At 74.5% G+C, this 23,374-nt stretch carries 22 protein-coding genes and 1 riboswitch; of the genes, 6 read left to right on the top strand and 16 right to left on the bottom strand.

Annotated elements, in window-relative coordinates; all coding sequences use genetic code 11:
* Positions 1–3: 3 nt before the first annotated feature.
* The 4 genes from ABZX67_RS05000 to ABZX67_RS04985 form a co-directional block, all read right to left on the bottom strand.
* Positions 4–543, bottom strand: a complete 540-nt coding sequence (locus ABZX67_RS05000) for a DoxX family protein (RefSeq protein ID WP_355354643.1) — start codon at positions 541–543, stop codon at positions 4–6.
* Between the two features lie 43 nt (positions 544–586).
* On the bottom strand, positions 587–2,470 hold the full coding sequence (locus ABZX67_RS04995; protein ID WP_355354640.1) for an FAD/NAD(P)-binding protein: 1,884 nt from the start codon (positions 2,468–2,470) through the stop codon (positions 587–589).
* Positions 2,471–2,637: 167 nt separating this feature from the next.
* Positions 2,638–4,299 carry an alkaline phosphatase D family protein gene (locus ABZX67_RS04990; RefSeq protein ID WP_355354637.1) on the bottom strand — a complete coding sequence of 554 codons (1,662 nt, stop codon included), beginning with the start codon at positions 4,297–4,299 and terminating at the stop codon, positions 2,638–2,640.
* 90 nt (positions 4,300–4,389) lie between these two features.
* Positions 4,390–5,046 (bottom strand): HNH endonuclease family protein, encoded by a 657-nt coding sequence (locus tag ABZX67_RS04985; protein WP_355354634.1) that lies wholly within the window; start codon positions 5,044–5,046, stop codon positions 4,390–4,392.
* Between the two features lie 188 nt (positions 5,047–5,234).
* On the opposite strand from ABZX67_RS04985, the gene ABZX67_RS04980 reads away from it, so the two are divergent.
* Together ABZX67_RS04980 and ABZX67_RS04975 are read left to right on the top strand one after the other, a co-directional pair.
* Positions 5,235–5,975 (top strand): ABC transporter permease, encoded by a 741-nt coding sequence (locus tag ABZX67_RS04980; protein WP_355354632.1) that lies wholly within the window; start codon positions 5,235–5,237, stop codon positions 5,973–5,975.
* Between the two features lie 245 nt (positions 5,976–6,220).
* A complete protein-coding gene (locus ABZX67_RS04975) occupies positions 6,221–6,805 on the top strand; it encodes a TMEM165/GDT1 family protein (RefSeq protein ID WP_355354629.1) in 585 nt (194 codons plus the stop codon).
* 3 nt (positions 6,806–6,808) lie between these two features.
* Here the strand turns inward: ABZX67_RS04975 and ABZX67_RS04970 are convergent, their stop codons facing one another.
* Together ABZX67_RS04970 and ABZX67_RS04965 are read right to left on the bottom strand one after the other, a co-directional pair.
* Positions 6,809–7,480 carry an HAD-IA family hydrolase gene (locus ABZX67_RS04970; RefSeq protein ID WP_355354626.1) on the bottom strand — a complete coding sequence of 224 codons (672 nt, stop codon included), beginning with the start codon at positions 7,478–7,480 and terminating at the stop codon, positions 6,809–6,811.
* A gap of 224 nt (positions 7,481–7,704) precedes the next feature.
* A complete protein-coding gene (locus tag ABZX67_RS04965) occupies positions 7,705–8,646 on the bottom strand; it encodes a peptidoglycan-binding domain-containing protein (protein ID WP_355354623.1) in 942 nt (313 codons plus the stop codon).
* 249 nt (positions 8,647–8,895) lie between these two features.
* On the opposite strand from ABZX67_RS04965, the gene ABZX67_RS04960 reads away from it, so the two are divergent.
* Positions 8,896–10,968, top strand: coding sequence for an MDR family MFS transporter (locus ABZX67_RS04960; RefSeq protein WP_355354620.1), 2,073 nt, complete (start codon positions 8,896–8,898; stop codon positions 10,966–10,968).
* A gap of 14 nt (positions 10,969–10,982) precedes the next feature.
* Here ABZX67_RS04960 and ABZX67_RS04955 read toward each other — a convergent pair whose 3' ends face one another.
* The 9 genes from ABZX67_RS04955 to ABZX67_RS04915 form a co-directional block, all read right to left on the bottom strand.
* Complete coding sequence (locus ABZX67_RS04955; protein ID WP_355354617.1) at positions 10,983–12,089, bottom strand: NAD-dependent epimerase/dehydratase family protein; 1,107 nt, start codon at positions 12,087–12,089, stop codon at positions 10,983–10,985.
* 67 nt (positions 12,090–12,156) lie between these two features.
* Complete coding sequence (locus ABZX67_RS04950; RefSeq protein ID WP_355354614.1) at positions 12,157–12,648, bottom strand: GNAT family N-acetyltransferase; 492 nt, start codon at positions 12,646–12,648, stop codon at positions 12,157–12,159.
* A 2-nt stretch (positions 12,649–12,650) separates the two neighbouring features.
* Positions 12,651–13,340 (bottom strand): O-methyltransferase, encoded by a 690-nt coding sequence (locus tag ABZX67_RS04945; protein ID WP_355354611.1) that lies wholly within the window; start codon positions 13,338–13,340, stop codon positions 12,651–12,653.
* A gap of 68 nt (positions 13,341–13,408) precedes the next feature.
* Complete coding sequence (locus ABZX67_RS04940; RefSeq protein ID WP_355354608.1) at positions 13,409–13,810, bottom strand: transglycosylase SLT domain-containing protein; 402 nt, start codon at positions 13,808–13,810, stop codon at positions 13,409–13,411.
* A gap of 355 nt (positions 13,811–14,165) precedes the next feature.
* Positions 14,166–14,981, bottom strand: coding sequence for an ECF transporter S component (locus ABZX67_RS04935; RefSeq protein ID WP_355354605.1), 816 nt, complete (start codon positions 14,979–14,981; stop codon positions 14,166–14,168).
* A complete protein-coding gene (locus ABZX67_RS04930) occupies positions 14,978–16,699 on the bottom strand; it encodes an ATP-binding cassette domain-containing protein (RefSeq protein WP_355354602.1) in 1,722 nt (573 codons plus the stop codon). Before ABZX67_RS04930 ends, ABZX67_RS04935 begins: the two co-directional genes overlap by 4 nt.
* 7 nt (positions 16,700–16,706) lie before the next feature.
* Complete coding sequence (locus tag ABZX67_RS04925) at positions 16,707–17,792, bottom strand: energy-coupling factor transporter transmembrane protein EcfT (protein WP_355354599.1); 1,086 nt, start codon at positions 17,790–17,792, stop codon at positions 16,707–16,709.
* Positions 17,793–17,802: 10 nt separating this feature from the next.
* Positions 17,803–18,477 carry an SCO2322 family protein gene (locus tag ABZX67_RS04920; protein ID WP_355354596.1) on the bottom strand — a complete coding sequence of 225 codons (675 nt, stop codon included), beginning with the start codon at positions 18,475–18,477 and terminating at the stop codon, positions 17,803–17,805.
* Entirely contained in the window at positions 18,477–19,787 is a 1,311-nt protein-coding gene (locus ABZX67_RS04915) for a prenyltransferase/squalene oxidase repeat-containing protein (protein WP_355354593.1), read from the bottom strand. Before ABZX67_RS04915 ends, ABZX67_RS04920 begins: the two co-directional genes overlap by 1 nt.
* 157 nt (positions 19,788–19,944) lie before the next feature.
* A riboswitch (cobalamin riboswitch) is annotated at positions 19,945–20,017 on the bottom strand.
* A 62-nt stretch (positions 20,018–20,079) separates the two neighbouring features.
* Between ABZX67_RS04915 and ABZX67_RS04910 the strand changes: the two genes are divergently transcribed.
* Together ABZX67_RS04910 and ABZX67_RS04905 are read left to right on the top strand one after the other, a co-directional pair.
* Positions 20,080–20,532 carry a VOC family protein gene (locus tag ABZX67_RS04910; RefSeq protein WP_355354590.1) on the top strand — a complete coding sequence of 151 codons (453 nt, stop codon included), beginning with the start codon at positions 20,080–20,082 and terminating at the stop codon, positions 20,530–20,532.
* A 45-nt stretch (positions 20,533–20,577) separates the two neighbouring features.
* Complete coding sequence (locus ABZX67_RS04905) at positions 20,578–21,117, top strand: hypothetical protein (protein WP_355354587.1); 540 nt, start codon at positions 20,578–20,580, stop codon at positions 21,115–21,117.
* Positions 21,118–21,156: 39 nt separating this feature from the next.
* Here ABZX67_RS04905 and ABZX67_RS04900 read toward each other — a convergent pair whose 3' ends face one another.
* Positions 21,157–21,789, bottom strand: a complete 633-nt coding sequence (locus ABZX67_RS04900) for a TetR family transcriptional regulator (RefSeq protein ID WP_355354584.1) — start codon at positions 21,787–21,789, stop codon at positions 21,157–21,159.
* A 203-nt stretch (positions 21,790–21,992) separates the two neighbouring features.
* Between ABZX67_RS04900 and ABZX67_RS04895 the strand changes: the two genes are divergently transcribed.
* Positions 21,993–23,336 (top strand): glycosyltransferase family 4 protein, encoded by a 1,344-nt coding sequence (locus ABZX67_RS04895; protein WP_355354581.1) that lies wholly within the window; start codon positions 21,993–21,995, stop codon positions 23,334–23,336.
* The last annotated feature ends 38 nt before the right edge of the window (positions 23,337–23,374 follow it).

The following is a 23,374-nucleotide window of genomic DNA, read 5'->3' as shown; positions in this document are numbered from 1 at the left end:
GTGTCAGACGGCGACCGGGGCGCCCTTCTCGCCGCGCTCCTCCGCGCCCTCGCGCGCCTCCGCGCCGTCGAGCTCCTGCGCCGCGCGCCCGGCCTTGCGCGAGGTGAAGAGCGCGTCCAGGGACAGCGCGCCCGGGCCGGTGAACACCAGCAGCAGCAGCGCCCAGCAGAAGAGCGCCGAGGCCTCGCCGCCGTTCTCCAGCGGGAAGAGGCCCATCGGCTGGTGGACCGAGAAGTACGCGTACGCCATCGAGCCCGAGGCGAGGAACGCGGTCGCCCGCGTGCCCAGGCCCAGCAGCACTAGGGCGCCGCCGACGAGCTGGATCACGGCCGCGTACCAGCCGGGCCAGGAGCCCGCCGGGACGGTGCCGCCGCTGCCGGCCGCGCCGCCGAGGACGCCGAAGAGCGAGGCGGCGCCGTGGCAGAGGAAGAGCAGGCCGACGACCACGCGGAACAGGCCGAGGGCGTAGGGGCGCACCCGGTCGAGACGGGTGGTGAGCGTGGGCGCGGGCGCAGGCGTGGGCGCGGACAGGGATCCGGACATGGGGGAACTCCATTCGGCGGGGACGGACCGATGCGACCCCACGTTAGGCACCCCTAACCATTACTTGCAAGTTCAACATTCGGCCTTCGCCAGGTCGGCGGGGCGGGGCCGTGGCGGCCACCAGTGCCGCCCGGGCCACCGCGTCCGCGTCCGACAGCGTCACCGAGTCGACGCCCGGGCGGGCGCCCGCCGCCGTGACCCAGTGCACCCCCTCGGTCGGCACGCCCACCGCGAAGCGTCGCGGATGGGCCCTCCCCTGACGGTCGATCAGGCGGTATGGGCGCGGCGTGACGTCCAGGCCGCCGGTGTCGTACCCGTCGACGACGTGCGTACGGCAGGCGCCCGCCGCCAGCAGCCCCGCGAGGAGCGCGTCGCCGGTGCGGCGCAGGTCCGGCTCGGGCAGCCGCGCCTCGATCAGGGTGGTCGCCGCCACGGCGGAACCGGGCACGTCCGGCGATTCCCCGACGAAGGCGCCGCCCTCGGCGCGTACGCGCAGGCGCGGGCCCACCACCGCCAGCACCCCGGCCTCGATCAGCGCCGCCATCTCCTCGATGCGGCGGCGTGGCGGGCCGATCGAGAGGAAGGCGTTCAGCGGGGTGTACCAGCGGTCGAGGTGGTCGCGGCGCGAGCCGCCCGACAGGCCCGCGTGGTCCACGATCTGCCGCAGCTCGTTGCGGATGTCGCGCAGCACGTCCAGCGCCGCCTTCAGCGGGCCCGAGACATTGCCGAGCGCCGCCTGGGCCGCGTCCCGGCGCAGGTACGCGAGCAGCCAGGCGCGGTGTTCGGCCGGTGACCGGAACGTTTCGTCACCGTACGGGCGTGAGAGGCGCTCCCAGCACCAGCGGTCGGCCTCGGCGACGCCGTACGCGGCCAGGGTGGCGTCGGGGTCGGCCAGGTAGCGGGTGCGGAACCCGGGGGCGGCCGGGAGCAGCCTCTCGTAGTACGCCGTCTCGACCTCCCGCGCCACCAGGGGCCAGATCTCGGCCAGGAAGTCCGGCGGATCGCCCGCCTCCGCCCGCTTGCGGAACGTCTCGATGACGTCCGCCGTCAGCAGCACCGGCTCGTGCCGCTCGGACGCGCCCTTCTCGTTGTCGCCGCGCGCCTGGTACGGCACACCGCGCCGGGACCCCGCGTACAGGCGCGGCTCCCGCCCCGAGGGGCGGTACACCAGCCCGGAGTCCGTCCGCTCGAAGGTGCCGCCGCGGCCCTCCGTCAGCAGCGCCATGTGGTCGAAGAAGTTGAGGCCGAGGCCGCGCAGCAGCACCGGCTCCCCGGCCGCGACACCGGAGAGGTCGAGGTCCGCCGGGTTGGCGGGCGGCAGGTAGCGCAGCCCGTGGCGCTCCGCGTACGCCTCCAGCTCCGCCTCCACCCGCCCGGCGGCCGACGGCAGGTGGCCCTGCGCGAGGACGACCGCGGAGAGGCCGGTGAGCGCCGTGCCGTCGTCCAGCTCCAGGGTCTGCGGGCCGTCGGGGCCTTCCGGGCCGTCCTCCAGGCGTACGGCGCGGGCCCGGTGCACCCGTACGGTCACCTCCGGCGGCGCCTCGCGCACCGTGCGCGTGAACGCCCACTCCAGGTAGGCGCCGTAGCAGGCCCGCGTCGGGTAGTCGTCGGGGCCGAGTCCGTACGAGCGTGTGGCGGCCCACTCGTACAGGCTCGGCCCCCGGCGTATCGGGCCCTCGCAGCGCACGCTGTCGTCGGTGAAGACGGTCACCTGGGAGGCGACCGTGTTCATCAGCAGCTCGGCGGGCTGGTCGGTGCGCCAGACGCGGCCGGGGCCCGGCGGGGCGGGGTCGACGACGTGGACCGTCAGCGGGGCTCCCGGGGCGAGCTCCGGTACGGAGGCGCAGAGCCTTTCCAGCACCGACGTACCGCGGGGGCCGGCGCCGACCAGGGCTATGGCAGGGGCGAGTGCGGGCGGGACGGACAAGACACGGACTCCCCAGGCAGGCGGGTGCGGCAAGCGGAACGCTCATCATGCCGGTGACGCCGCCCTCACCGAAGCCTTGGGCAGGGCTTCACTGTCCGCTGTGGGCGGGATCGCGGCATGCCTGTACGGGACATTCACCGGACGTTCACAGGCGTGGCGGCACGCACTCACGCCTCAGGCGTCACCGCTTCCTCCCGCACGGTCACGAGCCCGCCCCCCTCCCGGGCATGCTCCAGCCGCAGCCGCGCCGAGCGCCCGCGCAGCGTCAGCGTCATCAACTGGTTGCCGAACCACGGCCCGCCCGTGCGGCGCCACTCGACCACCGGGCGCCCCACCCGGCCGTGGCGCCGCAGTACGCGGCCGAGTACCCGCCCCGCCCCGCTCCAGCCGAAGCGGAAGCCCCGGCGCAGCGAGCCGGGGATGCGGTTGTGCACCGGCGAGCAGGTCAGTTGCAGCACCCGGGAGCGGGGCGCCGCCTCGCGCCACACCGGCTCCGCGACGTACGCGTGGTGCACGTCGCCCGAGAGCACGCACACCGTCGCCGGGGCGTCCGGCCCGCTGCCCGCCTCCGCCAGCAGCCGGGCCAGCCGCTCGAAGGACTCAGGGAACGCCGACCAGTGCTCCAGGTCCGCCTTCCGGCGCACGGCCTCCGAGAACCGCGCCCAGCGCGCGCCCCGCGCGCCCCGGCACAGTGCGGCGTTCCACGCCTCCGCGTCGTGCATGAGCGGCGGCAGCAGCCACGGCAGCGAGGTGCCGATCAGCAGGTGATCGCAGCCCGCGCGGTCCGCGAGGGCCTCCTCGCGCAGCCACCGCTCCTCCGCCTCGTCGAGCATGGCCCGGTGCCGCTCGTCCAGCACCCGGCCGGCCCGGGTGTCCACCATCAGCAGCCGCGTCCGCCCGAAATCGCGCCGGTAGCTCCACCGCACGCTCGCCGGGTCCGCGTCCGCCTCCTCCGCGAACCGCCGCAGCACGTCCGTACCGTCCGGAGCCGCGCGCACCGCCGCGTACAGCGGGTCGGCGTCCAGCTCGTCGGGGGAGAGGTTGCCGAGGTGCTGGTAGACCCAGTACGACATCAGCCCGCTCAGGATCCGCTCCTGCCACCACCCCGTGCGGCGCATGTCCGCCACCCACGCGGCGCTGGTGTTCCAATCGTCTACGACGTCGTGATCGTCGAAGATCATGCAGCTGGGCACGGTGGACAGCAGCCAGCGCACCCCCGAGTCCTGCCAGGACTCGTCGTAGAGATACGTGTACTCCTCGTAGTCCGCCACCTGGGCTCCGGGTGGCTCGCTCAGGTCGCGGCGGGCGGCCAGCCGGCGGCGCGTCGCGGCGGAGGTCTCGTCGGCGTACACCTGGTCGCCGAGGAGGAGCAGCACGTCGGGGCGTACGTCGGTGGGATCGGCGGCCAGGCGGGCGGCGAGCTTGTCCAGCGCGTCCGGGCCCACCGGGTCCTTGCCGTCGCCCGGCGGCGCGGACCAGCGGCAGGAGCCGAAGGTGACGCGCAGCCCGTCCCCGCCCCCGGCGTCGTCTCCCGGGTCCGGTGTGGTGATGGTGCTCGGCGGGTGCCGCGAGTCGGCGGGCGGCCACACCGGGAGGCCGTCCAGCAGCACCTCGTACGGAGTGGTCGAGCCGGGGGTCAGGCCGGTGACCTGGACCAGCGCGTAGTGGTGCCCGGCGACCTGGAACGTGCGTGTCTCCCCGCCGGCCCCGTCGGCGCAGCGCACCTCGGCCGTGCAGGGGCGGTCCGTCTCGGCCCAGACGGTGGCGCGGCCGCCGCCGTTCCCGTCGACGTACCGCAGTACCGGTCCCAGTCGTAGTCCGGCTGCCATGCCCGACCTCCTCCGTCGCCCCGCCCGTACATCCACGGTACGGAACGACGGAGGCCGGCGGTCTCGGCGGTCCGGCGGCGTCGCGGCGGCTCAGCAGCCGTTCAGGACCGACTGCAGCGCGCTCTTCTCGGCCGAGTCCACGCTGAGGTTCCAGTGGTGCTTCACGTGCACCCACATCCGGGCGTACGTGCAGCGGTACGCGGTGCGGGGCGGCAGCCACTCGGCCGGGTCGAGGTCGCTCTTCGCCTGGTTGACGTCGTCGGTGACGGCGATGAGCTGCGGGCGGGCGAGGTCGTTGGCGAACGCCTGGCGCTGCGAGGTCGTCCAGGCGCTGGCGCCCGAGCGCCAGGCCTCGGCGAGGGCGACGACGTGGTCGATGTCCAGGTCGGACGCTGCCTTCCAGGTGGCGCCGTCGTACTCGGAGTACCAACTTCCGCTGACCGCCGCGCAGGAGGAGTCCTGGACGACGTTGACGCCGTCGCGCTTGAGGACGACCTCGCGGGTGTTGCAGGTGCCGGACTGGGTGCTCCAGTGCGGGAACAGGTCGCGGCTGTAACCGCTGGAGGAACCTTCCGCCTTGACCGTGAGCTGGCCCAGGTACGTACGGGCGGTGGCGGCGCTGATCGGGGTCGGCGGGGCGGCCTGGGCGGCGGGGGCGGTGGCCAGGACACCGGTGGCGGTGAGGGCGGCGGAGGCGGCGAGCACGGCGGTTCGACGGGCTATTCGACGCGCGTAGACACCGGACATGGGTGACTCCCTTGGGATGTGGGGGTGTTGGCCGATCGCCCGTTCGGGCGCTCGGTCATCGTGGTGGCGCCAGGTTTCCCCGGGGGATGCGCCGGGTTACAGAGTGGCGACGTGTGCACGTCACATCAAGGGGTGTGCCCGGTTTCTGACGTCCCGGCACCTGCCTTGTCCGGCTTTAGGGTTGACGTGTGCTGCTGCCCGTCAACGCCACGTTCGCGGCTGTTCTGGCCGTCCTGCTCGCCGTCGCCGCCACCGTCGTGGCCGTCGCCCGGCTCCGGCCACCGCGCGACACCGTCACCGCGGGCGTCCGGGCGGCGGTGCAGCTCGCCGCCGTCTCGTTCGCCATCGGCTGGGTGGTCCGGGCCGTGCCCCTGCTGCTCGCCTTCCTGCTGCTGATGTACGCCGTCGCCGTACGCACCGCCGGGCGCCGCATCACGTCCAACGGCACCTGGTGGTGGGCGGCCGTGCCGATCGCCGCCGGGGTCGTCCCGGTCGTCGCCGCGCTGCTGCTCACCGGGCTCGTACCGGTCAAGGGCATCGCGCTGATCCCGGTCACCGGCATCCTCATCGGCGGCGCGCTCACCGCCACCGTGCTCGGCGGGCGCCGCGCCCTGGACGAGCTGGGCACCCGCCACGGCGAGGTGGAGGCGGGGCTCGCGCTCGGGCTGCAGGAGCGGGACGCGCGGCTGGAGGTGGCGCGGGAGGCGGCGGCGGACGCCCTGCTGCCGGGGCTCGACCAGACGCGGACGGTGGGGCTCGTCACACTGCCGGGCGCCTTCGTGGGCATGCTGCTGGGCGGCGCGGCGCCGCTGGAGGCGGGGGCGGTGCAGCTGTTCGTGCTGGTGGGGCTGATGGCGGTGCAGGCGGTCGCGGTGGCGGTGGTCCTGGAGCTGATCGCGCGCGGGAAGCTGCACCGGGAGGAGGCGTGAGCGGAGGGATCCCGTACCCTGGACGGAGCAGAAGGGGAGTAGCTCTTCGCCGGAACGTCGACATACTGCTGGGCCACGCGCCCGGCCGGCGCCCGGAGGCGGCCTCGTCAGGGGCCCGCCAGCGAGACCTTCGGCAACAGCAGCGCCATGCCATGCCCGACATGCCCATGGTGCCGCCGTGCCGGAGCGACCCCTGACACGTCTCTTCTCGGTACGGCGGCGCCCGACCGATTGAGGAACCATCCGTGCTCAGCCTCACCATCACGGCGATCACCTTCGGCGTCGTCTTCCTCGCCGAGCTTCCCGACAAGACCGCGCTCGCCGGGCTCATGCTGGGCACGCGCTACCGCGCCTCCTACGTCTTCGCGGGCGTCGCCGCCGCCTTCGCCGTCCACGTCGCCCTGGCCGTCGCCGCCGGCAGCGTGCTGACCCTGCTGCCGCACCGGCTGGTGCAGGCGCTGGTGGGCGTGCTGTTCCTGTGCGGGGCGGCGGTGCTGCTGCTGAAGAAGGGCGACGAGGGCGAGGAGAAGATCAAGGCCCCGGCCGACCAGTCCTTCTGGAAGGTCTCCGGGGCGGGCTTCATGCTGATCCTGGTCGCGGAGTTCGGCGACCTGACGCAGATCATGACCGCGAACCTCGCCGCCCGCTACGACAGCCCGCTCTCTGTCGGCCTCGGCGCCGTACTGGCCCTGTGGGCGGTCGCCGGAATCGGCATCCTGGGCGGGCGCACGCTCATGAAGTACGTGCCGCTGCGCCTGATCACCAAGGTCGCCGCCTGCCTGATGCTGGCCCTGGCGGGCTTCAGCCTGTACGAGGCGCTCGCGCCCTGACGGCTACCCCGTGATGTGGAGGCGGATGGTGCCGTCGGTGCCGTCCGCCTCCACGCGTATGGATGACAGGTCCGGCACGAGGACGTCGGGGGCGAAGGCGCCCGCGCGCGGCCCCACGCCCACCACGCGCATCCCGGCGGCCCGGCCCGCCGCGATGCCCGCCTCGGAGTCCTCGAACACCACGCAGTCGGCCGGGTCGAAGCCCAGCTCGGCGGCGCCCTTGAGGAAGCCCTCCGGGTCCGGCTTGCTCGCGCCCACGCACTCGGCGGTCACGCGTGTCTCCGGCATGCGCAGCCCGGCCGCCCCCATCCGGGCCCGGGCGAGCTTCTCGTCGGCGGAGGTGACCAGGGCGTGCGGGAGCGCGGCGATGGCGTCCATGAAGGCGGGGGCGCCGCCGATGGGCACGACGCCGTCGAGGTCCGCGGTCTCCTCGGCGAGCATGGCGCGGTTGTCGGCGTGGTTCTGCTCCATGGGCCGGTCGGGCAGCAGGACGGCCATGGTCGCGTAGCCCTGGCGGCCGTGGACCACCTTCAGCGCCTCCTCGGGGTCCAGCCCGTGCCGGATCGCCCAGCGGCGCCAGCAGCGCTCCACGACGGCGTCGCTGTTGACGAGGGTGCCGTCCATGTCGAGCAGGAGGGCCCGTGCGGTCAGGGAGGTGGCGGCGGGCGTCGTCATGGAGGGGCTCCGCGAGAGTGGGGGTGGGGTACGAAGTGGCCCGCCCGCCGGTCAGGGAGTACGGGCGGGACCACTTTGTTCCTCCACGATACAAAAGGAGGTGGCCCAGCGCCACCCTGGGCGCGGACGGGCGCGGGCGACGGGCGCGGAAGAGCGCGGGGGAGGGGTGCGGACGGGCGCGGAAGAGCGCGGGGGAGGGGTGCGGACGGGCGCGGATCCGCGTCTCAGCGGCCGGTGGTCTCCGATTCCAGGGCCTCCCGGGTCGCCGGGCCGTACACGCCCCACTCGTCCTCGTCGATGTCCCGGGCCCACTGGTAGCGGTACACGCCCTCCTCCACGGCCTCGTTGTAGCGGCCGTTCATGGGGCCGTCGTACAGGCCGGCCTGGCGCAGCCGGTACTGGAGCTCGCTGACCTCCGGGCCCCGGTCGCCGCGGCGGAGGGTCGGCGCCTCCTCGGGCTCCGGTTCGGGTTCCGGATCCGGCTGGGCCGGGGCCGGGCCGTTGGTGCGGGTCGCCGAGGGGCGCGTGCCGCCGCCCGGGCCCGACGCACCCGGGGCCGTGGCGGAGGACGCCCCCGAGGGCGTACGGGCGGACGCGGACGCGGAGGCGGAGGCGGAGGCGGACGCCGACAGGGACGCGGAGGCGGACGGTGACGCCGAGGCCGTACCCGACGCGGAGCCGGACCGGAGGGCGGAGACGGACGGGTCGGCGGACGGCCCGTGCGGCAGGGCGCTGGGCCACGCCGGCGCGCTCACGTCCAGGTCGGGCAGGACGCGGTCGGACTCGTCGTCCCCCTCGAACAGGCCGCTGGCGAGCGCCGCCACGCACGCCACCGCCACCACGGCCGCCGCCGCACCGAAGGCCGCTTGGGGACTCCGGCGCCGCTCGCGTTCCCGCTCCCGTTCACGGGCGCGGGAGCGGCGCGGCCCGAGCTCCGGTTCGTACGCCGGTTCGTACGCTGCTTCCGGTTCCGGCTCCGGTTCCGGTCCGTACGTCAGGGATGCGTAGGACACCGGAGCGCCAGGCTCCGCGTACGGCGCCTGCGCTGCCGTGTGCAGCGGCATCGTCGTCGCCACGGGTGCGGCGGCGTCGAGGTTCACGTACGGGCCTATGCGCAGCTCGAAACCGTCGGCGGCGCAACCGCAGCTCTCGCTCCGCGCCGTCACCGTCGCCGCACCGCACTCAGGACACACCTGTCCCGTCAACGTGGGTCCCCTCCCCTTGAAACTGCCAGCGATTATGCAGCCACTTCCGGCCGCCGGAATCCGGCCGCGTCCCGCTCGGCAGGCCATAACGGGCCAGAACGCCCAGGATGGGAGAGAAAAGAGGGGGTACGCGACGGACCCGACTGACTCGGCCGGCCGGTTGGCCCCGCTGACCGGACGGACGCGGCGTACACGAGGGAGACGATGTCGATGGCACAGGAAGTGAGCACCCCGGCCACCAGCCCCGGCCCCGCCCCGGGGGAGGGGCTCAGCCACCGCACCGTCCTGGTCGCGATCGGTGCCCTGCTGCTCGGCATGCTGCTGGCCGCGCTCGATCAGACCATCGTCTCCACGGCCCTGCCGACGATCGTCAGCGAACTCGGCGGCATGGAGCACCTCTCCTGGGTCGTCACCGCCTACATGCTGGCTTCCACGGCGGCGACGCCCCTGTGGGGCAAGCTCGGCGACCAGTACGGCCGGAAGAAGCTCTTCCAGTCCGCGATCGTCCTCTTCCTCATCGGCTCGGCCCTGTGCGGCATCGCGCAGAACATGCCGCAGCTGATCCTCTTCCGCGCCGTCCAGGGCCTGGGCGGCGGCGGTCTGATGGTGCTGTCCATGGCGATCGTCGGCGACATCGTCTCGCCGCGCGAACGCGGCCGCTACCAGGGCCTCTTCGGAGCCGTCTTCGGCGCGACCAGCGTCCTCGGGCCGCTCCTCGGCGGGCTGTTCACGCAGCACCTGTCCTGGCGGTGGGTGTTCTACATCAACATCCCCGTCGGCATCGTCGCGCTCTTCGTCATCGCCGCCGTCCTCCACATCCCGGCGCGCCCCACCCGCCACACCATCGACTACCTCGGCACCTTCCTCATCGCCTCCGTCGCCACCTGCCTGGTGCTCGTGGCCTCGCTCGGCGGCACCACCTGGGCGTGGGGCTCGCCGCAGATCATCGGCCTCGCCGTGCTCGGCGCGGTGCTGCTCCTGTGGTTCCTGCGGGTCGAGAAGCGGGCCGCGGAGCCGGTGCTGCCGCTGAAGCTGTTCCGGATCCGCACCTTCACGCTCGTCTCGGTCATCAGCTTCATCGTCGGCTTCGCGATGTTCGGCGCGATGACCTACCTGCCGACGTTCCTCCAGGTCGTGCAGGGCGTGTCGCCGACCATGTCGGGCGTGCACATGCTGCCGATGGTCTTCGGCATGCTGCTCACCTCCACGCTCTCCGGCCAGCTCGTCAGCCGCACCGGCCGCTGGAAGGTCTTCCCCGTCGCCGGCACGGCCGTCACCGCCCTCGGGTTGCTCCTGCTGCACCAGTTGGAGCGGGACAGCTCCGAGGGCGAGATGAGTCTGTACTTCTTCGTCTTCGGCGCCGGGCTCGGCCTGGTCATGCAGGTCCTGGTGCTGGTGGTGCAGAACGCCGTCGGGTACGAGGACCTCGGTGTCGCCACCTCCGGAGCCACCTTCTTCCGCTCCATCGGCGCCTCCTTCGGCGTGGCCATCTTCGGCACGGTCTTCACCAACCGCCTCACCGGCAAGCTGAGCGACGCGCTCGCCGGGCAGGAGCTGCCGCCCGGCGCCGGACCCGACCAGCTCGCCGCCGACCCGCGCGCCATCGCCGAACTGCCGCCCGCGCTGCGCACCGACGTCCTGGACGCCTACTCCACGTCCATCACGGACGTCTTCCTGTACGCGTCCCCCGTCGTGCTCCTCGCCTTCCTCGTCGCCTGGCTGCTGAAGGAGGACCGGCTGCGCGGCTCGGTCACCGCACCCGACGCGAGCGAGACCCTCGCCTCCAACCCGGTGACCCGGTCCTCGTACGAGGAGTGCGCCCGCGCCCTGTCGGTGCTCGGCTCCCGCGAGGGCCGCAAGGCGGTCTACGAGAAGATCACCGCCCGCGCGGGCCTGGACCTGCTGCCCGCGGCGAGCTGGCTGCTGCTGCGGGTCCGGCGGCACGGCACCGTCGAGCCCGCGCGGCTCGCCGACACCACGCCCGTACCGATCAGGGCCATCACCGAGGCCGCCCGTCAGCTCGAGGAACGGCGCCTGGTGCGCCGCGAGGGCCTCCAGTTGATCCTCACCGACGAGGGCGTGGACGTCGCCGCCCGCCTGGCCCGCGCCCGCGAGGAGTCCCTCGCGGAGCTCCTCGGCGACTGGTGGGGCCCGGAGCGGCCCACGGACCTGGTGCAGCTGGTCGAGCAGCTGACGTCCGAGCTGTGCGGCTCCACTAGCGAGCGCCCGCGCTCCCCGGAGCCGCGCCGCAACCACGCGGCGCCGCGGGCGCAGGGCGGCTGAGGGGCCCGGGCCCCTCAGCCCAGGCCGCCGTCCCTGGCGTTACCCGCGCCCGGGCTGCCGTCCCTGGCGTTACCCGCGCCCGGGCTGCCGTCCCTGGCGTTACCCGCGCCCGGGCTGCCGTCCCTCGCGTCCCCCGCGCCCAGCGCCGCCAGCAGCTCGCGCTCCCGCGCCGCGCTGAGGCCCGCACGTCTGGCCCGGTCCAGGCCCTGCTCGCGCTCCCAGCTCAGCGTGTCGGCGAGCAGCTCCGCCCGGGGGCGGTGACGGAGCCCGGCGGCACGCGCCGCCGAGCCGCTCCGGGCCGACCAGCCGCGCCAGTCCGGGTCCACCAGCCACATCGGCAGCGACTCCTCGCCCATGTACTCCTCCACGCCCTGCTCCAGCAGCCACGCCGAGTCGGCGGTGACGACCGGGCCGGTGTGCCCGCCGAGGGCACGGGACAGCTCGATCCACTCGGCGAACGGAACGACCGGGCCGACGGCGTCGTACGTCCCCGTGCGCCCGCTCTCCGCCGCGTCGAGCAGCCAGGCGGCGAGGTCCCGTACGTCCACCGCCTGGGTCGGCAGGCCGGGCGCGTCGGGCACCAGCATCGGCCCGCGCGGGTCGCGGGCGGCGCGGGCGGCCCAGTAGCCGGTGCGCCCGGTGTGGTCGCCGGGGCCGCCGATGAGCCCGGCGCGTGCGACGAGCAGGCGGTCGCCCACGGCGGCCCTCGACGCCTGCTCGCAGGCGACCTTCGCCTCCCCGTACAGCGCCCGGTCGACCTCGCCGAGGTCCGTCGGGGGGAGGAGTGCGGCGGACTCGTCCGCGCCCGGCTCGGCATGGGAGGCGTAGGCGCTGATGGAGGAGACGTAGGCCCAGTGCCGGGCCCGTCCGCCCAGCGCGTCGAGCGCCGCCCGGACGAAGGCAGGCTGCCACGACACCTCGACCACCGCGTCCCACTCGTGGTCCGGCAGCGCCGCGTACGCCGACGGATCGCGCCGGTCGGCGGCGACCAGCTCCGCCCCGTCCACCGCCTTGCCGCTCTCGCCGCGGGCGAGGCACGTCACCCGGTGACCGCGCGCGATCGCCTGGCGCGACACCTCCTGCCCCAGCCACGCCGTTCCGCCCAGTATCAGGATCTCCATCCCGTCACCCAAGCACCGCGACCCCGCACACCCGTGCGGTTTCGCCGTCAGCGGAGCTCCACGGGACTCAGCCGAGCTCCTTGCCGTACCAGATCTCCATGTACGGGCCCTCGCAGTACGCCGGGATCTCGCGGTAGCCGTTGCGCGTGTACAGCGCCCGGGCCTCGACCAGGTCCAGGCGGGTGTTGAGGACCATGCGCGAGGCCCCCAGCTCGCGCGCGGCGGACTCCAGCGCGCCGAGCAGCAGGCCCGCGCCGCCGGTGCCCCGGAAGGCGGGCCGTATGAAGACCCGGGTCAGCTCGGCGCGCTCGGCGTCCAGCATGAGCACACCGCCGCAGGCCGCCGGCTCGCCGGCCACGCGGCCGACCACGAACCGGCCCGTGGGCGGCGTGAGCAGCTCCACACCGTCGCCCGCGAGTCCCTCGTCGATCTCGGCGGCGGTGGCGCGCCTGCGCCAGTAGCGGCTCGCGACCTCGTCGTAGTAGTCGCGCCGCAGCGCGGTGGCGTCGGCGGTGTCGTACCGCTCGGGCTCCATGGTCCACAGGGCCGTGATCGTCATGATCAGGCCACCACCCTGGCCAGCAGCATGCCGTCGTAGCCCTTGCGGCCCACGGTCTGCACCGCCGTGGCGTCCAGGCGCGGGTCGCGGGCGACGAGGTCGTACATCTCGCGGGTGCCGCGCACGGCCGGGTCGGTGCTGGTCTCGTCGAGGATCGCGCCGCCGCGCACGGCGTTGTCGACGACGATGAGGCTGCCCGGCCGGGTGAGCCGCAGCGCCCACTCCACGTACCGCGCGTTGTTCTGCTTGTCCGCGTCGATGAAGACGAGGTCGAAGGGGCCCGCGCCCTCCTCGGCCAGGACCGGCAGGGTGTCCAGGGCCGCGCCCGTACGCACCTCGGCGACGGCGTCGAGCCCGGCGTGCGCGAGGTTCGCCCGGGCGACGTCGGCGTGGGCGGGGTTGTACTCCAGCGTGATCAGCCGGCCGTCGGCCGGCAGCGCGCGGGCCAGCCAGATGGCGCTGTAGCCGCCGAGCGTGCCGATCTCCAGGATGGTCCGCGCGCCCTGCGTACGGGCCAGCAGGTGCAGGAGCTTGCCGTCGGCCGGGGTGACGGCGATGGCGGGGAGGCCCGCCGCGTCACTGGCGGCGAGGGCGGCGGACAGGGCCTCGTCCGGCGGCGCCAGCATGTCCGTGAGGTAGTCGGCCACAGCGTTCCAACGGACCTGCGGGTCCTGTGTCTGATCGTGTGTCATGGGGCCGAACGTACACACGGGAAGGCCCCGGTGCGGGTGCACCGGGGCCTGTCCGAACCTGCTGGTTCTTAGTACCAGTGGTTGGCCTGCCAGAAGTTCCAGGCGCCGCACGGGCTGCCGTAGCGGTCGTTCATGTAGTCCAGGCCCCACTCGATCTGGGTGGCCGGGTTCGTCTTCCAGTCCGCGCCGGCGGACGCCATCTTCGAGCCCGGGAGCGCCTGGACCAGGCCGTACGCGCCGGAGGAGGCGTTCGTGGCGGACGGGTTCCAGCCGGACTCGTGCTCCACGATCTTGCTGAAGCACTGGTACTGGCCCGCCGGGACCATCTTCTTGGCGATGTCCTGCGCGGAGGCGGCCGAAGCCGGAGCAGTCGTACCCAGCACCGCGCCGGTCGCGCCCAGCAGCACGGCTGCACCGGCGGCGACGGACTTCTTGCGGGCGGAAAAACGGCTGGCGATCGAGCGGAACACGTAAGGGACCTAACGTCGGGGACGGGGGCGTCGCCCGGGCACACCGGTACCGCGCCGGAAGGGCGGGGGAGTGGGATGCCTGGGCGCTGCGACCCGCTGCGATGCGAGCGGCGCCCGGCGACGTCCACCAGAGAAGCAGCCGGGGCGGGGCCGGTGCAACGCCCCCTTGTACTAGGCGGCACCGGACACGGGGGCCGGGCTCCCGGTCGGCGCGCGGAGCCGCCGCGCACGTCGCCACGGGGAAAAGCGCACCGGCCGACCCCCCGGATCCGTCCACTATCGCCCGTCGTAAGTGATCTGGGTCCTATGGGGCACCTCACCCGGCAAGGTCCCTTTTCTGCCGCTTTCGGGGCCTTCAGGGGCCTTCGAATGTGACCTGCGCCTCGAAGTTCGCCCGCCGGGTCGCGCGCCGCAGGGCCTTCAGGACCGTCGATCCGATGGTGACCGTCAGGACGACGGTGAGCACGGCCCGCCCCAGGTCCCAGCCGAGCGAGGTCGCCACGTAGTAGGCGAGGAACCGGACCAGGTTCTCGTGCAGCGGGTCACCGGCGTGGAAGGAGATCCCGCTGTGCATGCCCTGGAGGACGACCCAGCCCTGCAGATTCATGACCAGGCCGTACGCGTACGACGCCAGCGCCCCGTACCCGGCGAGCAGCGCCAGCTCGCCCCGGCCGCGCAGCCGGTCCGGGCCCGGCAGCAGTCCGGCGCCCATCGCGAACCAGCCCATCGACAGCATCTGGAACGGCATCCACGGGCCCACCCCGCCCGTGAGCAGCGCGGACGCGAAGATCGTCACCGCGCCCAGGACGAAGCCGAAGCCCGGGCCGAGGACCCGGCCGCTCAGCACCATCAGGAAGAACATGGGCTCCAGCCCCGCCGTCCCCGCGCCCAGCGGGCGCAGCGCCGCCCCCACGGCGGCCAGCACGCCGAGCATCGCCACCGCCTTGGCGTCCATGCCCTGGTCCGCGATCGTCGCCACGACGACCGCCATCAGCAGCGGGAGCAGCGCGGCGAAGAGCCACGGCGCGTCGTCGGCGCGGGTCGCCAGGCCCGAGGCGCCGTCCGCGAGCAGCGGCCAGCCCAGGGCGATCACGCCGATGACGGTGATCAGCGCGAGCGCGGCGGCGGAACGGACCCCGAGGCGCAGCGCGCGCTGCGGGCGGGGGCTCACAGCGCCGCCTCCACCTGCGCGACCGTCAGCCACTTCTGCGGGGCCAGGATCTTGGAGACCTGCGGCGCGAAGGCCGGCGACGACGTCACCACCTCGGCCGCCGGGCCGTCCGCGACGACCTCGCCGTCCGCGAGGATCACCACGCGGTGCGCCAGCTCGGCGGCGAGCTCCACGTCGTGGGTGGCGAGCACGATGCCGTGGCCGTCGGCGGCCAGCCCGCGCAGGATGGTGACCAGCCGCGCCTTGGCCGCGTAGTCGAGGCCCCGGGTCGGCTCGTCGAGCAGCAGCAGCGGCGGCCGCCCGGTGAGGACGACGGCCAGCGCGAGCGCGAGCCGCTGCCCCTCGGAGAGGTCGCGCGGATGCGTGTCGTCGCCCACGTCCGGCAGCAGCTCCGCCACCAGGGCCCGGCACGCCCCGGGCGCCGCGCCCGCGTCGGCGTCCGCGGCGGCGCACTCGGCGGCGACGGTGTCGGCGTACAGCAGGTCGCGCGGCTCCTGCGGTACGAGCCCGGCCTGCCGGACCAGCTCGCGCGGCGCCGTGCGGTGCGGTACGCGCCCGCCCACGAGCACCCGGCCGCCCGACGGCTCCACCATCCCGACGAGCGCCCCGAGGAGCGTGGACTTCCCGGCGCCGTTGCGCCCCATCAGCGCCACGGTCTCGCCGCCCCGCACGACCAGGTCCACGCCCCGCAGCACCTCCGCCTGGCCGCGCCGCACCCGCAGGCCCTCGGCGGCGGCGAGCCCGGCCGCCGCCGACTCGGCGGGTGCCTCCGGGGCACGGCGCCGCCCCCACCGGAAGCGAGAGTTCCGCGAGGCGCCGGCACCGGCACCGACCGGGGTCCGGGCGGCAGAGGCCCCGGCCGGCGCCTCCCCGGCCCGGGACTCCGCGGCCCGGGGCTCCGCGCCCGCCAGCCGCTCCCGCAGGTCCGCCGCGCGGCGCCGGGCGTCCCGTACCGACAGCGGCAGCGGCGACCAGCCCGCCACCCGCGCCAGCGAGACCACCGGCGGATGGACCGGCGACACCGCCATCACCTCCGCCGGAGGGCCGAGGAGCACCGGCTCGCCCGGCGCCCGCAGCAGCGCCACCCGGTCGGCGTACTGCACCACCCGCTCCAGCCGGTGCTCGGCCATCAGCACCGTCGTGCCCAGGTCGTGCACGAGGCGCTGCAGGACCGCGAGGACCTCCTCCGCGGCCGCCGGGTCCAGCGCCGACGTCGGCTCGTCGAGCACCAGCACCCGGGGGTGCGGGGTGAGCACGGACCCGATCGCGACGCGCTGGCGCTGCCCGCCCGACAGCGTGGCGATCGGGCGGTCCCGCAGCTCCGCCAGGCCCAGCAGGTCGAGCGTCTCCTCCACGCGGCGGCGCATCACGGCGGGCGGCAGGCCCAGCGACTCCATGCCGTACGCGAGCTCGTCCTCGACCGTGTCGGTGACGAAGTGCGCCAGCGGGTCCTGGCCCACCGTGCCGACGACGTCGGCCAGTTCGCGCGGCCGGTGCGTGCGCGTGTCGCGGCCGTCGACGGTGACCCGGCCGCGCAGGGTGCCGCCCGTGAAGTGCGGCACGAGCCCGGACACGGCGTTCAGCAGCGTCGACTTGCCGACACCGGACGGGCCCACCAGCAGCACCAGTTCGCCCTCGGGGACGGTGAGGTCCACGTCCCGCAGGGTGGCGTCCGGGGCGCCGTCGTACGTCACGGAGACGTTCTCGAAGCGGATCACGAGCGCATCACGACATCCTCTTGGGAAGGGGGGCTACGAAAGCGGGCAGCAGGCCCAGCAGGACGACCAGCGCCGGCCACACCGGCAGCTCCGGCGCAACGAGCGGGACGACCCCGGGGCGCAGGACCGTCTCGTCCCACACGGCCAGCAGACCGCCGACCGCGGCGCCCGAACCGGCCACCAGCCAGGCGCGCACCCCCCACCGGTCGGGCCGGTACCGGGTCCGTACCGAGCGCCGGCCCCCCAGGCGCAGACCCACGAGCGCCGCCGGCAGACCGGCGGCGACGAACGGCACGCCGTACGTGTCGCCTTCGGCGGTGAGCAAGCCGTACATGCCGACGCACACGCCCAGCAGCCCGCCCAGCGTCAGCACCGCCGTCACGCGGCGCACCGCGCGCGGCACCCGCGCCGTACGGCCGTACCCCCGCGCGTCCATCGACGCCGCGACGGCGACCGATCGCTCCAACGCGCCCTCCAGGACCGGCAGCCCGATCTGGAGCAGCGCCTTCACCCCGCCCGTCGGCCGCCCGCGCAGCCGCCGCGCCGTGCGCAGCCGGGCCACGTCGGCGACCATGTTCGGCGCGAACGTCATCGCGACGACCACCGCGACCCCCGCCTCGTACAGCGCGCCCGGCAGCGACTTCAGCAGCCGGGAGGGGTTGGCGAGCGCGTTCGCCGCGCCCACGCAGATGAGCAGTGTGGCGAGCCTGGCCCCGTCGTACAGCGCGAAGACGAGCTGCTCGGCCGTCACCCGGCCGCCGACGCGGATGCCCCGCGCCCAGTCGGGCAGCGGCACCTCGGGCAGCGTGAGCAGCACGTGCGTCCCCGGGATCGGCGAGCCGAGCAGCACCGAGAAGAGCAGGCGGATGGCCAGCACGCCCAGGCCGAGCTTGACGAAGGCGCCGTACGAGCGGGCCCACGGCGCGTCGGTGCGGCGGGCCGCCACCACATAGCCGGCCACGCCGACGAGCAGGCCCAGCAGCAGCGGGTTGGTGGTGCGCGAGGCGGCGGTGGCCAGGCCCAGGGCCCACAGCCACCAGGCCCCGGCGTGCAGCGCGTTGCTCCGGTGCGCCTCGGGTGCGCGGAGCGTCATCGGCGACGCCTCACCGGCGCCGGCGGCGGGCCTGTACGACGGCGGCGGCGCCCAGCGCCAGCACGGCGGCGGCCCCGGCGACCAGCCCGAGGGAGGGCCCGCCGTCCTCCGCCTCGTCCTGCTGCTTCGCTTCCGGCTTCGGGCGGGCGGACGCGGTCACGTCCCCGCGCGCCGTCCGGTCCGGTGCGACCTGCTCGCCGCAGCCCGTCCTCGGATACCCGGAGATCGCGCACAGCAGCCCGTCGCCGCTGTACCGCAGCGGCTTGGCGACCGCCGCCAGCGCCTCCGCGCTCGTCGCGTCCTCGGGCACCCGCGCGCACACCGCCCGCTGGTCGGGGGACGGCGGACGGGAGCCCTCCGGTGCGTCCGCCGCCGTGCCGAAGTCGACGACGACGGCGACCCGCTTGGTGCCCTCCTCGCGGGGCGTGTCACCGCAGACGGCGGCGAAGTCGGGCGCGTGGCGCGGGGTCGCGGAGGTCGCGGAGTCGGAGCTCACCGCGAAGCGGAAGCCGTTCACCTCGCCGTCGACGGGCCGGGCGGTGGCCGGTCCCTCGGTCGCGAACGACCAGCCGGCGCCCGGGCCGCTCCGCCAGAACGACCAGTAGCGGTAGTCGGCCGCGTGGGCGGGAGCGGCGGCGAGGCTCAGCGCCACGACCGCGAGCAACAGCCGTGCGACGGTGCGCATCACAGCTGCCGGTTCTTGTTGCGGCCGCTGATCAGGAAGCCGATGCCCATACCGGCGAAGAGGAAGACGCCGACGACGAGCCAGACGCCGAAGCCGGTGTTCTCGCCCGACTCCTTGTTCTCGTGCTCCTGCTCGGCCCGCGTCTCGACGGTCGAATCCGGCTTCGGCCCGGTGGCGTTGAGCCGCTGCACGAGGTCGACACCGCCGAAGTCGCGGGTGTCGGCGCCGACCGTGTGCGCGGCGAGTATCAGCTGCGCCCAGGCGGCGGGGCCGTTCTCGGCGGCCCAGGCGGGACCGTTCTTCTTCAGCCACGTCACCGCGCCGGCGGCCTTGTCGCCGTGCCCGGCGGCGCCGAGGGCGACGACCGCGTCCGCGGTGTTGCCGAAGTCGGGGGCGGGCGCGGTGGTCTCGGCGCCCGGCATCGGCGGCAGGTCCAGGTGCCCGGTCTTGGCGAGGGCGGTGGCGAGGTAGGCGGCGCCGTTGCGGGCGACCCGCTCGGCGGTCGGCTTGGCCGAGGCCTCGCAGGTCGGCGGCTGGCCCGGCTCGGCGCCCCGCGTCCGGGCCTGCTTGCCGAGCCCGGCGAGCACGGCGGCGGCGGTGGCGTCGGCGTTGGCGACGAGCGTGCCGTTCCGGTCGGGCTGGTAGGCGAAGGCGCCCGCACCCGCGTCCTTGGCGGAGCACGGGATCGCGAAGCCGATCAGCGCGTCGTACGGGCTCCTGCCGTCCGCCGACTTCACGGCGCCGGGCTTCTCGCCCGCCGCGGCGAGGGCGCCGATGACGATCGAGGTGGAGTTGGCGTCACTGGCCCCGCCCGGGTTGTAGCTCCAGCCGCCGTCCTTGTTCTGTACGCCCTTCAGCCAGTGGACGCCCGCCCGCATGGCCTTGGTGACCGGGTCGGTGCCGCCGTCCGCCGCCTCCGGCTTGTCGAGTCCGGCGAGCGCCTGCACGGCGGCGGCGGTGGCGTTGGTGTCCAGCGTGGTCGAGGCGTCGCAGGGCTTGCCGGGCTCCGGGCGGTACGCGGCGAAGCCGCCGTTGTCGCACTGCTGCCGCAGCAGCCAGTCCACGGCCTGGTCGGCCGGCTCGACGCCGCTCGTCTCCTGGGCCAGGAAGGCGAAGGACTGCCGCCAGACGCCGTCGTAGGTCGGGTCCTTCGTGCCGTACAGCCCGGCGGGCAGAGCGGGGGCGGACGGCGACGGCGACGGCGCCGCCTGCGCGGCGGGGGCCACGGCGACAGCCCCGGCACCACCCCCGCACAGCACGGCGGTGGCGGCGAGCGCTGCGGCGATGCTGCGGCGGCGAACGGTGGTCATGGCGGGGTGGCCTCTCCTGCGCGGTCTGGTCCGGGACGGGCGGGGCGGGGGACCGGCGCACACGGAAGGGCACCAGGCTCCGGCTCCGCATTCCTCGACGGTGCCGGCCATCGGGGCGGTCGCTCCCGGTGGCACGAGCCGAACACGTACGCGTACGGGGCAATCCGGCTCACCGCCGGTGACGGCGGTTCACGGCTGCGGGTCAGCGCCGGATTCGCACCGGCTTCCCCCCGTACGGGCGTGATGACGACGCGCCCACTTTACCGGGGTGCCCGTCTGCGAGCATCGGGGGATGACGGACACGCGCCCGAAGATCAAGGACCTCGTCGTCGACTGCCGCGACCCCGAACGGCTCGCCTCCTTCTGGTCCCGGCTCCTGGGCCGACCGATCGTGGCCAGGACCGGCCCGTACGTCTGGCTCGACCGGGGCGACGGACCCGGCATGGGCTTCCAGCGTGTCGACGGACCGAAGACGGGCAAGAACCGCATCCACTTCGACATCGCCTCACCGGACCCGGCCGCCGAGCGGGAGCGCATCGAGGCGCTGGGCGGCCGGCGGCTCGACGCGTACGCGGACGGCGGCTTCCTCGTCATGGCCGATCCGGAGGGGAACGAGTTCTGCGTCATCCCGGAGGGCTCCTTCGACGTGGACGACGACGGCCGGGCGAGCTACCTGCGGGACGGTGACGGGGACAGGGGCGGGGACGGGGACGGGGACGGCTCGTCTGCGAGACTGCCTTCTTGATCACGGGGGCGATCGGGCCCACGTGCACGCTTCATAGGGAGATTTGTGCGCAAGGCGAAGTGGGTGGCCGTGGCCGCGGCCACCAGTGCGGTGCTGCTGGTCGCGGGCTGCGGCGGCGAGGGCGGCAAGAAGACGGACGCGGGCAAGGTCGGCGCGAGCGGCAGCAGCGCCGGCAGCGGCGACAGTGGCGGCAGCCTCGACGCGGCGGCGGTGACCAAGGAGATCGAGACCGCGGCGACGGCGGCGGGCTTCGCCAAGAAGGCCGGCGACGACATGGTCCCCGCGGCCCTCAAGGCCTGCATGGTCGACTGGAGCCCGGACGCCAAGAAGGCCACCGACTCCAAGGGGTCCTACGACGCCACGGTGACGGCCCTCACCACGGGTGGCTGGAAGGAGTCGCAGAAGTTCGAGCAGCAGGGCTCGGTCGTCACGTCGCTCGACAAGAGCGGCTGGACCCTCAAGGCGAGCTACCACGGCCAGCAGAAGGCCTTCGTGTCGGTCTCCTTCGTGGCCGTGGACAACGGGCCGGTGTGCGCGAAGCTCTTCGCGGAGGACCTGGAGAAGGGCAAGGAGACGGGCCAGTAGGAGCCCCCGCCCGGTCAGCCGCCCGGCCAGGCGGCCTTGTCAGCCCGCGTCGGGTGAGGTCACGTCGATCAGGCGGCACGCCGTCTCGATGTCCAGCCTCACCTGCGCGATCGACGCCCGCCCCGCCAGCCAGGTGATCAGGGCCGAGTGCCAGGTATGCGCGATGACCCGCACCGCCGAGAGCTGCTCCGGGGTCGGGCGCTCCAGGCCCGTCGCGTCCAGGATGATCGCGGTCGTCTGCCGCGAGACCGTGTCCACCTCGCGGTTCACGCCCCGGTCCGCGAACGTCAGCGCCCGCACCATCGCGTCCGCGAGCTGCGGCTCGCGCTGCAGGGCCCGGAAGGCGCGCAGCAGGGTCTCGGCGACCCGCGCGGACGGGGTCTCGCCGGCCGGCGGGCGCTTGCGCAGGGTCGCGTGCAGGTGCTCCAGCTGGTCCTGCATGGTGGCGACCAGCAGATGGATCTTGGACGGGAAGTAGCGGTACAGCGTGCCCAGCGCGACCCCGGCGGCCTCGGCGACCTCGCGCATCTGAACGGCGTCGAAGCCGCCCCGGCTGGCCAGCTGCGTGCTGGCCTGCAGGATCCGGCGGCGGCGCGCCTCCTGGCGCTGGGTCAGCGGCGCCCGGCGCTCGGCCGGCGGCGTCGACGCCGGTCGTCTGTCTTCCGCTGTCATGTGTCCCCGTGGCCCCGTTTCGTGAGGGTGGTGCGCGTCAGTATGGCCGGGCTTCGCGCCGTGGCGCGAATCACCTGTTCCGGCTCTTACGGCGGCGCTACCTGCGGGTAGATTCGAGGCTCCCGCAGCGATGCACTTGTAACTTGTTCTAGATCAGCGCGAGCGGTTACGCTCCGGCGAAACGCAGCCAGAAGGGGGCCCGAGTGACCGCTGAGGCCATAGAGGCAGGTCCCCGCGCCGGTGCCCTCGACGGGACCGCCCCGCGCGCCGACGGCGACGGCGACGGTCCGCTCCGGATCGCCCTCCTCACGTACAAGGGGAACCCCTTCTGCGGCGGCCAGGGCGTCTACGTACGGCACCTCTCGCGGGAGCTCGCCCGCCTCGGGCACACCGTCGAGGTGATCGGCTCCCAGCCTTACCCCGTCCTCGACGAGGGCGACGACCTGACCGGTCTGACCCTCACCGAGCTGCCGAGCCTCGACCTGTACCGGCAGCCCGACCCCTTCCGTACGCCGAAGCGCGACGAGTACCGCGACTGGATCGACGCCCTCGAAGTCGCCACCATGTGGACCGGGGGCTTCCCCGAGCCGCTCACCTTCTCGCTGCGCGCCCGCCGGCACCTCGCCGCCCGCCGCGGCGACTTCGACGTCGTCCACGACAACCAGACCCTCGGCTACGGCCTCCTCGGCGACCTCGGCGCGCCCCTCGTCACCACCATCCACCACCCCATCACGGTGGACCGGCAGCTGGAGCTGGACGCCGCACAGGACTGGAAGCGCCGGGCCTCCGTGCGCCGCTGGTACGCCTTCACACGCATGCAGAAGCGCGTCGCCCGCCGCCTCCCCGCCGTCCTCACCGTCTCCGGCTCCTCGCGCGACGAGATCGTGGAGCACCTCGGCGTGCGCGAGGACCGCATCCGGGTCGTGCACATCGGCGCCGACACCGACCTGTGGTCGCCCGACCCGTCCGTCCCCGAGGTCGCGGGCCGGATCGTCACCACCTCCAGCGCGGACGTCCCCCTCAAGGGCCTGGTCCACCTCGTGGAGGCGCTCGCCAAGCTCCGTACCGAGCAGCCGGACGCCCACCTCGTCGTCGTCGGCAAGCGCGCCGAGGACGGCCCCGTCGCGCGGGCCATCGAGCGGTACGGCCTCGACGGCGCGGTGCGCTTCGTCAAGGGCGTCACCGACGCCGAGCTCGTCGACCTCTACCGGGGCGCCCAGGTGGCGTGCGTGCCCTCCCTGTACGAGGGCTTCTCGCTGCCCGCCGCCGAGGCCATGGCCACCGGCACCCCGCTGGTCGCCACCACGGGCGGGGCCATCCCCGAGGTCGCGGGCCCCGACGGCGAGACCTGCCTGGCCGTGCCGCCCGGCGACGCGGGCGCGCTCGCCGCCGCCCTCGGCCGGCTCCTCGGCGACGACGCGCTGCGCACCCGCCTCGGCGCGGCGGGCCGGGCGCGGGTCCTGGACCGCTTCACCTGGGCCCGCGCCGCCCAGGGCACGGCGGAGCTGTACCGCGAGGCGATCGCCGCGCGCGGAGCCCGCCGATGACTTCGCAGTCCTCCCGTACACCTTCCCCTCACTTCCGT

It is taken from the genome of Streptomyces sp. NPDC003036, assembly GCF_040611175.1.
In the GTDB taxonomy this organism is placed as follows: domain Bacteria; phylum Actinomycetota; class Actinomycetes; order Streptomycetales; family Streptomycetaceae; genus Streptomyces.
This window is presented reverse-complemented; position numbering and strand designations above follow the sequence as displayed.